This window comes from Aquimarina sp. MMG015, from assembly GCF_018100855.1.
In the GTDB taxonomy this organism is placed as follows: domain Bacteria; phylum Bacteroidota; class Bacteroidia; order Flavobacteriales; family Flavobacteriaceae; genus Aquimarina; species Aquimarina latercula.
Genome location: NZ_JAGJEB010000013.1, coordinates 31,958 through 45,530, shown reverse-complemented (window position 1 = coordinate 45,530; position 13,573 = coordinate 31,958). Strand labels below are relative to the sequence as shown.

Below are 13,573 nucleotides of genomic sequence, written 5' to 3'. Positions count from 1 at the left end.
GTTTAAGCAAATTAGAATATTAAATTGATTCATACTCAGCTACTAAGAATTCTTTAACTTTTATAAGAAATAAATGTTTGTAACAAAATTTAATACGTAGAGTCAAATACTAAAAACATAATATATGTACAGAATAGTAATTTGGTGCTTTTTATTAGTTGGGAGTTCTATTTTTTCTCAAAAATCTTTAAAAGGAAAAGTGCTTGATTTTAATACAAAAGAGCCACTAGCGTTTTCTACTATCGTTTTTAATAACAACAAAACATTAGGTACTATTACCGATATTGACGGAAATTTTGTTTTTAATTCTGAGATAGATGTTAATAGTTTGGTATGTAGTTATTTGGGGTACGATAAAAAAAATATAGATGTAATAGATACTACTTATATAGTTATTGAATTAATACCGAAAGAAAATCAACTAGATCAAGTTGTTATTTCATCAGCCGAGAATCCAGCAAATAGAATTATAAGAAACGCGATTAAAAATAGGGAAATAAATGATCCAGAGAAGTTGCAGTCTTTTACATATAACTCTTATAATAAAATCATTTTTGATGTCCGTTCAAAAAAAAATAAAGATTCGGTGTCGTTGGTAAAAAGACTTAAAGGTGGGCATATGATGATCATGGAGAGTATTACTAAAAGAAAATTTTTAGAACCGGATTTAAGTAATGAAATAGTTGTCGGAACTAAAGTTTCAGGTTTTAGAAATCCTCAATTTGCATCACTAGCTACAGATATTCAACCTTTTTCTTTTTATACTGATATGATAAATTTGTTCGAGGTTAATTACTTAAACCCGATATCTAAAGGAAGCTTAAAAAAGTATAAATTTTTTCTTGAAGAGAGTATACCAGTAAAAAAGGATACAATACATGTGATTTCTTTTCAGCCAAAGGCAAATAAAAACTTTGAAGGGTTAAAGGGAATAATCCATATAAACACTAATAAATTTGCAATACAGAATGTTACAGCTTCTCCATATCAAAAAGGAAAAATTGATTTAAAAATTCAACAAAAGTACACGTTGTTAAGAGATTCTATATGGTTTCCTGAACAATTGAATTATAAATTGTCTATGCCAGAGTATCCAAGTAAAGAAAATAATTTAGTGATGAATGGTAAAAGTTATATTACCAATATTTCTTTAGATACCTTGTTACAAAAAAGAGATTTTCCAATAGAGGTTGTTAGTATTGCAGAAGGTGCTACTAAAAAGGATAGTGTATTCTGGAACCTAAATCGAAATACAGTTTTAAATCCAAAAGAAAAGATTACGTATAGAGTTTTAGATAGTATTGGAGAAAAGGTGGATTTAGATAAATTTTTAACCTTATCAGAGAGTCTTTTTAGAGGTAAAATTCCAGTTGGTATTGTAGATATTGATATAAATAAAACAATAATCATGAATCAATTTGAAGGTTTTCGATTAGGAACAGGCTTGTATACAAATGATAAGTTTGATGATCGATTAAGTTTAGGTGGTTTTGTGGGATATGGATTTGATGATAAAGATTGGAAATATGGTGGAGAAGTAAATTACTCAGTGTCAAAAAAGAACGAAGTATCCATAGGATATCAGTATCAGGTAAACTTAAGAGAAGTTGGTAATTACAATAGGCAACAACAAGATTTAGAGTTTTTAAATTTCAGAAGTTATTTAGGATTTAACTTTGATAAGATAAGAGAGCATTCGGTAAATGTTCATTTCAGAAGTTTAAAATATTTAACAGCTGATTTATCCTTTAATCATACTTCAGTTAATCCTAAGTACGAATATGAATTCATTAGTGAAACAACAAACTTGAGAGAATATACCAATAGCAGCTTATCTCTTAATCTTAGATACGCATATAAGGAAAAAATGATTAATTCGTTTAACCAAAGATTCACATCGGGAACAGATTACCCGGTTATTGGTTTTTCGTTTTCCAAAGGATTTGATGATATTCTTGATGGAGATATGGATTATAATAAAATCGAAGTATCTCTAGATCATTCTTTTTACACTAAAAGCTTTGGAAAGACTAGTTATAGGATGGAGGGTGGCTATATAGATAATGCAGTTCCTTATGGATTGTCGTTTACAGGAAAAGGTAATTACGATACTGACTACCCTTTTTTTAGTAAAAATCTTTTTCAGACAATGACTCCATACGAATTCGTGTCTGATAGATACGCTAACCTTTTTATTGCTCACAATTTCGAGGGATTGTTGTTTAAAATTGGAAAATTTCAACCTGATATCGTAATGCATCAAAATATAGGTTGGGGTAATCTTATTAATAACAATAACGCTCTTGTTCCTTTTAACACAATGGACGAGGTGTTTTTAGAAAGTGGTTTAGAGTTAAAGAGTTTATTTAAAGTGAATTACCTCAATTTAGGTTATTTAGGATTTGGTTTAGGCGGGTTTTATAGATATGGTTTTTATTCCAATGAAGATTTTGAAGATAATTTAGCAATTAAATTTAATATAAGTTTTAAGATCAAATAACTAATGAGGCCCAATTTTTTAGAGAAAAGATTTAGGATCGATGGGCTTTGATTCTTGTTATTTAAGTAATCAATTTATTAAAATAACTTCCTTTTTTGTGATAGCATATATTTTAACTTTTTTTGTAGATTCCAGTATATGATTACCAGTAAACTCTCCAAAAGCAGGGAGGATAAGTTGATTTTCTTTTTGGTAAAAACAAGGCAAGCGTAAACGTTGTTTGCCTAAGCCTTCTAAAAGTACGCCAGGATGAATATGTCCACAAAAATTAAATAGACCTTCTCTTTCTTCAGGATGATGACTAAGTAAAAAATTATCTAAAATTAATTCTAAACCTAGTTTTATTCCTATTTCTTCATATTTAATAGGAGAGATGATATCATGATTTCCTACGATTAAAAGAAGCTCTACTTTAGTTTTAGATACCCATTCTGAAAACAATATCCATTCATTATTAATGAAACTATGAAAAAGATCTCCCAAAAAACAAACTTTAGATGGGGTAAAGGTTTCGAGAACTGCGTCTAATTGTTCAAAATTTTTGAGAATTGCTTCTTGAGGTACCGCGCTACCGTGTTTTCTAAAATGGGATATTTTTCCTAGATGTAAATCCGCTATCAAAAGGATGTTTTTTTCTTTCCAAAACATTGCGCCTGTAGGATGCAGAAGAAAAGTTTGATTTTGTATTTGTACGGTTTGGAATTTCAAGGATTCATTATTTAGACAACAAAGCTACCATCTTTTTAATACGATCTTCAAGTTTTTCGCTGGATAATTTTTCTCGTAATCGATCTGTTATAATAGGGAATGAAAAAGGAGTCGCTTTTTTACAGGATTTCCAAACAATAGATTGATTTTCTATTCTTTCCAAGGCCTTTTGTAATCTTCCTTCTTCTAATTGATGTTCAAATGTTTCAATAAAAGATTGTTGGTATAAGAGGTTTTTAGACTCAAAATCTCTAAAAACATTGAATAATAATTGCGAACTAGATTGCAAATGTTTGCTTTTTAATATTTTATCGGGATATCCCGTAAACACCATTCCTGATATTACGGCTATATCTCTAAATTTGCGCCTTGCCATTTCTGTAGCATTTAGGCTTTTTTGAAGATCATTGTGCATATGATCTGTAGCAAAAAGATTGTTGTCAATTACCTGTTGCATATCAATTTCTTGGTCTGATAACAGTTCAAAACCGTAATCATTAAATGCTAAGGAAAAAGAGATAGGAAATAAAAGACTAATTCTATAGGCCAACAAGCTTCCTAAAGCTTCGTGGACAAATCTACCTTCAAAAGGATAAAAAATCGCGTGATATCCTTCTCTAGTTTTAAAGGTTTCTATTAAGAATTCATCGGACCCTGGAACGATACTTTCCTCTTGTTGTTTCTGAAATATGTGTGATAGTGCTTTTAATTCCAAAGATTTTTTTTCGTCAGTTTTGGATGAAGCTTTATATAATTCCTTCCGAAGTAATTCAGACATTTGGGATGTTAGTGTCAATCGACCACCCATCCAACTAGGAACTTTGGAGGTTTTTTTTGAAGATTTTCTTACCAAAACTTTCATTTCTTTTATCCTAACAAGTTCCAGGTTTCGTCCTGCAAAAGTAAAAACATCTCCAGGTTTCAATTTTGAAATAAACCATTCTTCAATGCTTCCAATATATCCACCTTTAAGGTATTTGACCGTTAACACAGCATCACTAACAATGGTACCTATCTGTAAGCGGTGACGCATTGCAATACCACGATTATTTACTTTGAATAATCCATCTTCTAGAATTTCTACTTTTTTATATTCATCATAACTTTGTAAACTTTGACTACCAATAGTTATAAAATTTAGGATCCATCTCCAATCATCTTCAGAAATAGCTTGGTAACAAAAAGTGCTTTTAATTTCGTGATAAATCTCTTTTGGATAGAATCCATCAGAAACCGCTAGTGTGGTAAGATACTGAATCAGTACATCATAACTATTTAGGTACGGAATTCGATCTTCTACGGTATTATGTTTTACAGCTTGCTGTAAAGCAGATGCTTCAATTAATTCTATAGCATGTGTTGGCAAAAAATAGATTACACTGGTTTTACCAGGTTGATGTCCGCTACGACCTGCTCGCTGTAAGAATCGTGCCACTCCTTTTGGCCCTCCAATCTGAATAATAGTTTCTACTGGAGCAAAATCAACACCTAGATCAAGACTAGAAGTGCAGACTACTGCTTTTAAAGATTCATTACGTATTGCTTGTTCTACCCAAAGCCTTGTTTCTTTGTTAATACTACCGTGATGCATAGCCATTTCTCCTGCGAATTCAGGATATTTTTGTAGTATTTTCTGAAACCAGATTTCGCATTGGCTACGAGTATTAGTGAAAAGTAATGTTGTTTTACTTCTTTTGATAATAGGTACAACCTCGTCTAATAAATGAATTCCCAAGTGACCCCGCCAAGGAAAGGTTTCCATTTCTTTGGGAATAATACTTTTTACCTTAATTTTCTTTTTGATGTTAGCTTTGATTAATACCGAGTTTTGTAAAGCATCTGATTGATATCCTAATAAAACTTCACGTGCCTGCTCTAAGTTTCCGATGGTAGCTGATATTCCCCAAATTCTAAGTTTAGAAGAAACTGTTTTTAATCGAGATAGTGCTAATTCAATTTGAACTCCTCTCTTGGTTCCTAATAGTTCGTGCCATTCATCAATTATAATGGCAGTGCAATCTTTAAAAGTTTTATCATATCCTTTTGAAGCAAGTAGTAATTGTAAACTTTCTGGAGTGGTAATGAGCAAATCTGGCATAGAACGTTTTTGTGCTGCTCTTTCTTTTTGAGAAGTATCTCCTGTTCTTATTCCTATTGTAAATTGTGTATCTAGATCTTTAGAAAATCTTTCTGTAGCTTGTTTAATCTCTTGTGAAAGTGCTCGTAGAGGTGTGATCCATATTGCTTTCAATCCTTTTTTATGTTTGGTTTGATAGTCAGGATTATCTTTTATATAGTTCAGAACAATTGGAACCCATAAAGAATACGTTTTTCCACTTCCTGTTGGTGCATTTAGTAATCCATGTTTACCCTGTAAGAATGCTTTCCAACTTTGTTTTTGAAAAGGGAAAGATTTCCATTGTTGTTGTTGAAACCAAGATTCTGCTATGGTAAAAAGTTCTTTCTGGGTCATGATTCCTTCGTTAGGCTGGGGATCAATGTTTTTAAATCCTCTAATGTATTTGCTTCTTGAATTTTTTTATCCTGTCGCCATCTTAAGATGCGAGGGAATCGAGTTGCTACACCACTTTTGTGTCTTTTGGATAAAGCAATTCCCTCAAAAGCTATTTCAAAAACAAGTTGAGGAGTTACACTTCTCACTGGGCCAAAACGTTCTAAGGTATTTCCCTTTATAAATTTATCAACCTCCTTAAACTCTGCGTCGGTAAGACCAGAATATGCCTTTGCAAAAGTGACTAATTCAGTTTTATCATGGTTCCAAAGTCCAAAAGTATAATCTGTAAATAAATTAGACCTACGCCCATGTCCTCGCATAGCATATGTTAAAACTGCATCGATAGTTAGTGGGTCTACTTTCCATTTCCACCAATCTCCTTTTTTGCGACCGACTAAATAAGGTGAATCTTTCTTTTTTAACATTAAACCTTCTGATCTAACGTCTCGCGATCGTTCGCGCTCATCAGCAACTGCTGACCAGGAATTGAAAGTCATTTTTTCAGATAGATGTAATGGTGTTTCTTGTTTTATATAAAGTTCAGAATCACAGACGTTCAGAAATAGTTTTTCTAATAATTCACGACGTTCAGAAAACGGATAGTTTCTGATGTCATTTCCTTTCCATTCTAGCATATCGTATGCTTTTAGAATAACAGGAGTTTTTTGTAATAAGTTTTTAGAAACTGTTTTTCTCCCTATTCTGGTTTGTAGATCATTAAAAGTTCCTATTGTTCCATTTGGGAATGGTAGAATTTCACCGTCTAAAACGGTTCCGTTGGGTATGATTTTTAAGAGTTCTTGAAATTCTGGATATTTATCTGTTACCAATTCTTCTCCACGACTCCAGACAAAAATTTCGTTGTTTCTAATAATAACTTGAGCTCTGATTCCGTCCCATTTATGCTCGGCATACCAATTTGTTATATTTCCTAGATTCGAAACTTCATTTTCTACTGCATATGCTAGGTAGAAAGGATAGGGTTTTGAAAGAAAATCAGATTCTTTTTCCTCTAGTACTAAATCTTGGAATGAAATAGTATTGGGATCCCAGTTCCCCATCAATTTATATGCTAATATATCTTCATCTATTTCAGTAGCTTTGGATAAAGAGCGTGTCATTAATTTTTGACTTACTCCAATTCGGAAACCTCCAGTGATCAGTTTTGTAAACACAAAACGTTCGTAGTAGTTTAATACTCCCCAATTTTTTTGAAGATATGCACGTTTATGTTCTTCGGATTGCTTTTTAAGAGCGATCATTTCTTGTAGATATTCCGTTAGGGTTTTTGTGGAACTTTCTTTTGAAGTAGGGACTACAAGCGCTATGGTTTCTGCTAAATCTCCAACAATATGATATGATTCTTCAAATAACCAAAGCGGAATGTTCGCTAATTCTGAAGCCCAGGTTCTAAGTAATGTGGTATTTACAGGTCTTGGTGGTCTTCGATGAGAGAGTATAGCAATAGTCCATACTTTATCATTTTCTGGGGCATTTTTAAAATAAGAAGCCAATGCGCTTACTTTTACATTGGTTTTATTGGTGCTATCTAAAGTTTTGATGAGGTTTGCAAACTGTTTCATTCTATAACCTCACTTTCTTTTTTAGTTTCTATTTCTGCAAGTTCACCTTCATATTGTGTTTTTTCTGTACGAGCATCATACCCAAGTTCCCTAAGATATCGCGAGAATATTTCAGTATATCCGTGGGTACTTATAACTTTAGTAGCTCCAGTTTCTTTAACGGCCGTTAATAAACCATCCCAGTCACAATGATCAGAGAGTACAAACCCTTTGTCAATTGCTCTTCGTCTTCGAGCTCCTCTAAATGTCATCCATCCACTAGCCGAGGCTGTTACATACGGCACCATTTTCCGTATCCAAGTACTACCATGAGCACTAGGCGGTGCTATTACAATATTCCCGATAAAATCTTCTTTTTTAGTTTCTCTCCTTACCAAAGTAGTTTTAGGGAAGTCGATCATTGGTCTAATAACATTGGTCATGTTTTCTATGGCTCCATGTGTATAAATCCTTCCAATTTCAGGATTTAAATATTTCAAAAGACGTTGTGCTTTTCCAAGAGAATATCCGAAGAGTATAGAAGTTTTTCCTTCTGATTTATTTTCTGCCCACCATTGGTTAATATCTCTAAAAACTTCGTTTTGAGGTGTCCATTTAAATGCGGGTAACCCAAAAGTGCATTCCGTAATAAATGTATGACATTTTACAGGCTCATAAGGAGTAGAAATACCATCATTTTCTATTTTATAATCTCCTGTGAAAACCCAAACTTCTCCATTATGTTCTACTCTGATTTGAGAACTTCCAATGATATGACCTGCGGGATGTAGACTAAATTTTACATTGTTTATTATAAAAGTTTCTCCGTATTCTTTCCCGTTAACGTTAATATTTCCTAATCTATGTTTGATAATTGGGATATTCGTGTGATGCGTAATATATTGTTTATGTCCCCATCGACTATGATCAGCGTGTCCGTGTGTAATAATTGCTTTATCTACCGGTTTCCAAGGATCAAGATATACTTTGGCAACATCACAATAGATTCCCTTTTCTGTGAATTCTAAAAGCGGTCGATATGACATAAATGGTAATTATAACTTAATTTATTGAAATTACGGAATACTATGTGGACGAGAAAGTGTTTATAGAAATATTAGGAGTTGTTGATGGTCGTTTTTAGAATTGAATTAGTGTATTTTTATTCTGAATTGGATCGATAAAAAAATCTCGCTTATTAAATTTTAAAAGGAGTATAGTTTGGTTATATTTGCGGAAAATAAATAAAAATACATGATGTCAATATCTGATTTATTTGATAGTGGATTTCAGAAGAGAAATCAAGATCATTTTGCTGCAATTGTTAGAGTAGCAATGAGTGATGGAGTGATAACTGATGAAGAGAGCGCTTTCTTAGATCGATTAGCTAGAAATCTCAGTATCTCTGAAAATGATTATAAAGAAATATTAAAAGATTATGCTTCTCGTCCTATTAATCCTCCTACAAGTTATGACGCTAGATTAGAAAGATTGTTTGATTTAGCAAGAATGGTATATGCTGATAATATAAAAGGAGATGATCAGGTTGTGTTATTAGAGAAGTTATGTATCGGATTAGGTTTTAGATCAGACAATGCTAAATATGTAGTTGATAAAGCACTTTTTTTAGTTGATCAAAATGTGGATGGAGATACATTTGCAGATGAAATTAAAAATATGAATCGATAATCAAATTTTGATAATCAATATTATAAAAAAAGCCGTTTCTATGAAGCGGCTTTTTTAGCTATTTGTTTTACTATTTTATAGATTAAATCTTCTTGTTCAAAAGGTTTCGCTATGAAATCATCCATTCCAGAACGTAAGCATTTGTCTCTTTCAGCTTCAGTTGCTTTTGCAGTAAAACCTATGATTGGAACTTCGGATATCATTTTGTCTCCATAATTATTTCTGATCATATGGGTTGCCTTATAACCATCTACTTTTGATAGTTTTAAATCCATTAAAACAAGATCATAGTTTCTTCTTTCTAGATAATTAATTGCCTCCTGACCGTTAATAGCAACATCTACAAAGAAACTTCCGTGACTAATTAATATTTTCATTAATAAGAATTGAGTAGCTTCTTCATCTTCGACCACTAATATTCTAAATTTCTTTTTAGTTTCTGGAAGGCTGTATTTTTTCTTTTTCTTCGTTGGGATAGATTTTGTAACATCAAACTTGAAGGGTAACTTAATATCAAAGGTTGTCCCTTTATCTGGTTCACTAGTAACTTTGATCTCTCCATTTAGGAGATCTACCAAGTCTTTTACTATAGCTAATCCTAATCCTGTGCCTGAAATTTGTTTATCCCCATTAAAACGCGTAAATCTGTTAAAAATGTTTTTAAGATTTTCTTCTTGAATTCCTAAACCAGTGTCTTCAATCTTGAAACCAATACTTATTTTATTGGTACGTTGATAGTTTTTAGTAACTGATAGAGTTACTTTGCCTTCTTCGGTAAACTTGAAAGCATTGTTAAGAATGTTATTTAAAATTTGAAATACTCTGGTTCTGTCTCCAATAAGATATTCCTGAATATTTGGATCAATATAAGTTTCGAACTCGATGCCTTTTTCTTCGGCAAGTTTGGCGTATGTTTCTTCGAAACCTTCTAATAGGTTAATAAATAGAAACCTTTCGTCTATAATTTTTATTTTTCCAGATTCTATTTTAGAAATATCTACCATATCCTCTATAAGAGCATTGAGGTGTATGCTTTGTCTCTTAATAATTCGAGCTAATTCTTCTTGTTCAAAATTTAAATTTGTTTTTTCTAATACCTCGATAAAACCTAAAATACCTGTCAAAGGTGTTCTAATTTCATGATTAATGTTGGCTATAAAACTATTTTTGAACTGTTCTTTATCAAGTAAATACTGATTTTTAAGCTCTAACTCTTTTGCCCTTAAAATAGACTCATTTTTTTGTTGTGCTATTTTATTTAGTTCGTAGTACTTGGTAGAGTAATCAAACAAGAGAATAACAACTTCTTCAGAATTTATTTTAATTGTGATATCACATATTTTATCAAGTTTCCCTTCTTCTAAGTGAATACAAGGGAAATTATAGGTAGTTTCTTCTTTTTCAAAAACCGCAATAAAACCTTCTATAATCTCGAAAAACGGATGTGCATCATAGATAGATGTTCCTATTTTCCATGTGAAAATATTGCCGTCGGTTTCTTTAATCGTTCCATCGTGTTGAACAATCGTACACTGCGTTTTTTGATTAAATAGTAACTTTTCTTCTTGATATGTCATGGTACTATGCAGTTATTTCCTTAGCAAGATCTGTAAAGAAATCTTGTACGTTTTTATTGGTTTTTGCACTGGTCAAACAATCAACAGTTATATTTAGTTCTTCGAATTTTTTTGTTACATCTTTTTCATTAACCAGATCTAATTTATTGCCAATAACCTTTACTTTTACCTTAGGATGATTTTTAGAAAGATATTCTAAATCTTGGTTGAGATCTTTATAGGTGTCGATACGAGTAAGATCAAATACATAAATAAAGGCGTTGGACCCTAGAAGGTATGACTTTCTGGTGTCTTCTATGTCTGTATGCCCTTCGGTATCCCAAATGATCATAGAAAGTTCTCGACCATCTGGCATTTCGATTACTTTCTTTTTAATTTGAACACCTAAGGTAACTTTATAATCTTCAGAAAATTCGTTATCAATAAAACGTCTGAATAAAGACGTTTTTCCTACACCAAAGTGTCCTAAAAGCACTACTTTTTTAGACAATTTCATCTTCAAAATGTTTTTTTAATTTTTTAGTAAAAAGTTCACTGTTTTCTAAGTCTCTTTTAGAAATGTGATGCTGTGCAAAGTTAATAATTTGATCTTCTAATACTTCTTTAAACATCATATTATATGCGCCAGAAATTACAGCGGCAATATAATAAGAATAAAAATTTTGCACGTGTATAGTGTATAATTCGTATTCTATAGTTTCCAGATTTTGGTTTCCTCCCCGAAAAGCATCTTCTACAAAACTTTTGATAGCAGTTAACATACCTGCAACCATATCTTTATCAACAGTATTATCTGACAACGGGCTGTAATCTGTTATTAGTAAACCAGAATCTTTTTCAATAACAAACATCTGTATTAATCTAGGTTTTGCATAATCTGTAATAGCCAGATCGCCATCACTAATTCCTTGCGCCCTTGCCTTAGTTCTTCTAAATAAGTTTTTGAATGAGAATGCTTGCCTAGTTTTTCGATTAATGTTTTCACTTAACAGTTTCATCTCATGAGCAATATATTTCTTAATCATTTTACCGATTATCGGAAATAATGCTTCTACCACGGCGTCCTGAGAGTTTTTAATCTCTTCCTTTAAAGTTTCTGTAATTGTGGGTCCTAAAGTTTTCGGTATATCCTCAACAAATTGTTTTAATTTATCATCTATAATAGGATCTACCTTATACGATAATTGCTGCTTTTGATGAACAATTTTACTTAATTCATCAACTTTTTTGGCAATGGATTCCGCATACTCCTTCTCTTCTGTAAGAAGTAGTTCTTTGAGAATTTTTAATTTATCCTGTTCTTCCATATTGTTGGATAAACAGATTACTACTTATTAATTTTTTCTCCCATAGCGATTAAAAGATCACCTAATGTTTTTCTATCAACCTTTTTATCATCTAGTGTATCTATTTTATCAGCGAGATTGTCTTCTAATTCAGTGATTCTAATATTTATATCAGTGCTAAGATTGTCAATTGCCTGATTTAATTCTTTTCGAGTATCTTCAATAAAATCTTCAAGCTCCTTTTTCTTAGAAGAAATATCTTTTTTAACTGAGTCAAATTCAGAATTATAAGCAGCAATGTTTTCTCCAAATATTAGATTCTTTATTGCTTCTATTTTTGAAGAAGGATCATTTACTACCTGTTCTTGCGCAGCTTTATTTTCTTTGGCCATTTTTGGTAATTTATATTGTTGTTCTATGAGCTTCAGGTAAATTTAACATAAAAAACATTAAAAATAAGAGTTCACAGAACAATAATGTTAAAGTTACTTGCTTTTACAACAAATGTAATACGTTTAATTTATAGAGTTTTAATAGTTGGTTGGAGGGAGAAACTCTTTTATTTTTATCGTTTGATTGCAAGATTAGTGAAAATTAATTGCAATCAATGTATTCATAAGCCTTTTTTTATAAATACACCATTATCTAACTACTCGCTTGATAGTTAAATAAATTATATCATAAGTAAAACTGATGTATTTATGATTCGGAACTTTTCATAAATGATTCTACTTTTGAAACCATATTTTTACTACCGCATATAAATGGAGTGCGTTCGTGTAATTCTGTCGGTTTTATCTCTAAAATCCTTTTAAATCCATCACTTGCTGATCCACCTGCTTGTTCTGCAATAAAGGCCATTGGGTTACATTCGTAAAGTAAACGAAGTTTTCCGTTTGGAGATTTAGAAGTGCTTGGATACATATAAATTCCGCCTTTTATCATATTACGATGTATATCACTAACCAACGAACCTATGTACCTTGATGTATATGGGCGATCTTGTTTTTCTTCTTGACAGTACTTAATGTAGTCCTTTATACCTTGTGGAAAATGAATATAGTTTCCTTCGTTTACAGAGTAGATGTTTCCATCTTCTGGAAAAGTCATGTTTGGGTGTGATAGGTAATATGTACCCAAAGCTGGGTTTAATGTAAATCCATTAACACCGTGACCAGTAGTATATACCAACATAGTAGATGTTCCATAAATAATATATCCAGCAGCAACTTGTAGATTACCAGGTTGTAAGAAATCTTCCATGGTAACAGGTGTTCCTGTCGGGGTAACTCGTCTATAAATCGAAAAAATTGTTCCTACAGAAACATTCACATCTATGTTAGAGCTACCATCTAATGGATCCATAAGTACCACATAATTGTTTCTATGATCACTTTTTTGTCCTTTAATTGTAATGAAGTCATCATTTTCTTCGGAAGCAATACCACAAACAATTTCTCGATTTGTTAGTGTGTTGATAAAGGTCTCATTTGCTAGTACATCAAGTTTTTGTTGATCTTCTCCTTGTATATTAGTTTCACCTATAGCTCCAGTGATATCAACCAAACCTGCTTTGTTAACTTCATGGTTCACCATCTTTGCAGCTAATCGAATTGAATTGATCAATCGAGAAAGTTCTCCGCTAGCATACGGAAAGTCTTTTTGGTTTTCGATAATAAATTCTCCTAAGGTTTGGTTTTTTCTAGCCATTTTGGTTATGTTGAATTTCTGCAAAA

The 13,573-nt window shown here is 32.0% G+C and carries 11 protein-coding genes; 2 read left to right on the top strand and 9 right to left on the bottom strand.

All coding sequences use genetic code 11. The annotated features are described in order from the left end of the window. Nucleotides 1-124: 124 nt before the first annotated feature. A complete protein-coding gene (locus J8L88_RS20065) occupies nucleotides 125-2,500 on the top strand; it encodes a DUF5686 family protein (RefSeq protein ID WP_211061659.1) in 2,376 nt (791 codons plus the stop codon). 69 nt (nucleotides 2,501-2,569) lie between these two features. Here the strand turns inward: J8L88_RS20065 and pdeM are convergent, their stop codons facing one another. Genes pdeM through J8L88_RS20045 form a run of 4 tightly spaced genes read right to left on the bottom strand, consistent with a single transcriptional unit; the run spans nucleotide 2,570 to nucleotide 8,331 of the window. Further along, a complete protein-coding gene (gene pdeM, locus J8L88_RS20060; RefSeq protein ID WP_027393300.1) occupies nucleotides 2,570-3,208 on the bottom strand; it encodes a ligase-associated DNA damage response endonuclease PdeM in 639 nt (212 codons plus the stop codon). 7 nt (nucleotides 3,209-3,215) lie between these two features. Continuing rightward, the gene (locus J8L88_RS20055) at nucleotides 3,216-5,681 is read right to left on the bottom strand and encodes a ligase-associated DNA damage response DEXH box helicase (protein ID WP_211061658.1); all 2,466 of its coding nucleotides are present in this window, start codon (nucleotides 5,679-5,681) and stop codon (nucleotides 3,216-3,218) included. Further along, entirely contained in the window at nucleotides 5,678-7,306 is a 1,629-nt protein-coding gene (locus tag J8L88_RS20050; RefSeq protein WP_211061657.1) for an ATP-dependent DNA ligase, read from the bottom strand. Before J8L88_RS20050 ends, J8L88_RS20055 begins: the two co-directional genes overlap by 4 nt. Beyond that, nucleotides 7,303-8,331 carry a ligase-associated DNA damage response exonuclease gene (locus tag J8L88_RS20045; protein ID WP_211061656.1) on the bottom strand — a complete coding sequence of 343 codons (1,029 nt, stop codon included), beginning with the start codon at nucleotides 8,329-8,331 and terminating at the stop codon, nucleotides 7,303-7,305. Before J8L88_RS20045 ends, J8L88_RS20050 begins: the two co-directional genes overlap by 4 nt. A 211-nt stretch (nucleotides 8,332-8,542) precedes the next feature. Between J8L88_RS20045 and J8L88_RS20040 the strand changes: the two genes are divergently transcribed. Next, entirely contained in the window at nucleotides 8,543-8,974 is a 432-nt protein-coding gene (locus J8L88_RS20040) for a TerB family tellurite resistance protein (RefSeq protein WP_027393304.1), read from the top strand. A 38-nt stretch (nucleotides 8,975-9,012) separates the two neighbouring features. Here J8L88_RS20040 and J8L88_RS20035 read toward each other — a convergent pair whose 3' ends face one another. The 5 genes from J8L88_RS20035 to fbp all read right to left on the bottom strand — a co-directional run bounded on the left by J8L88_RS20035 (nucleotide 9,013) and on the right by fbp (nucleotide 13,547). After that, nucleotides 9,013-10,551 carry an ATP-binding protein gene (locus J8L88_RS20035; RefSeq protein WP_118388781.1) on the bottom strand — a complete coding sequence of 513 codons (1,539 nt, stop codon included), beginning with the start codon at nucleotides 10,549-10,551 and terminating at the stop codon, nucleotides 9,013-9,015. A gap of 4 nt (nucleotides 10,552-10,555) precedes the next feature. Further along, nucleotides 10,556-11,047: a Rab family GTPase gene (locus J8L88_RS20030; protein WP_118388783.1), complete on the bottom strand. Its 492-nt coding sequence runs from the start codon at nucleotides 11,045-11,047 to the stop codon at nucleotides 10,556-10,558. After that, on the bottom strand, nucleotides 11,034-11,858 hold the full coding sequence (locus J8L88_RS20025) for a hypothetical protein (RefSeq protein ID WP_027393307.1): 825 nt from the start codon (nucleotides 11,856-11,858) through the stop codon (nucleotides 11,034-11,036). The genes J8L88_RS20030 and J8L88_RS20025 overlap by 14 nt, the downstream gene beginning before the upstream one ends. Before the next feature lie 20 nt (nucleotides 11,859-11,878). Beyond that, a complete protein-coding gene (locus tag J8L88_RS20020) occupies nucleotides 11,879-12,229 on the bottom strand; it encodes a hypothetical protein (protein WP_027393308.1) in 351 nt (116 codons plus the stop codon). Between the two features lie 307 nt (nucleotides 12,230-12,536). Continuing rightward, nucleotides 12,537-13,547 carry a class 1 fructose-bisphosphatase gene (gene fbp, locus J8L88_RS20015; RefSeq protein ID WP_027393309.1) on the bottom strand — a complete coding sequence of 337 codons (1,011 nt, stop codon included), beginning with the start codon at nucleotides 13,545-13,547 and terminating at the stop codon, nucleotides 12,537-12,539. Between the last annotated feature and the right edge of the window lie 26 nt (nucleotides 13,548-13,573).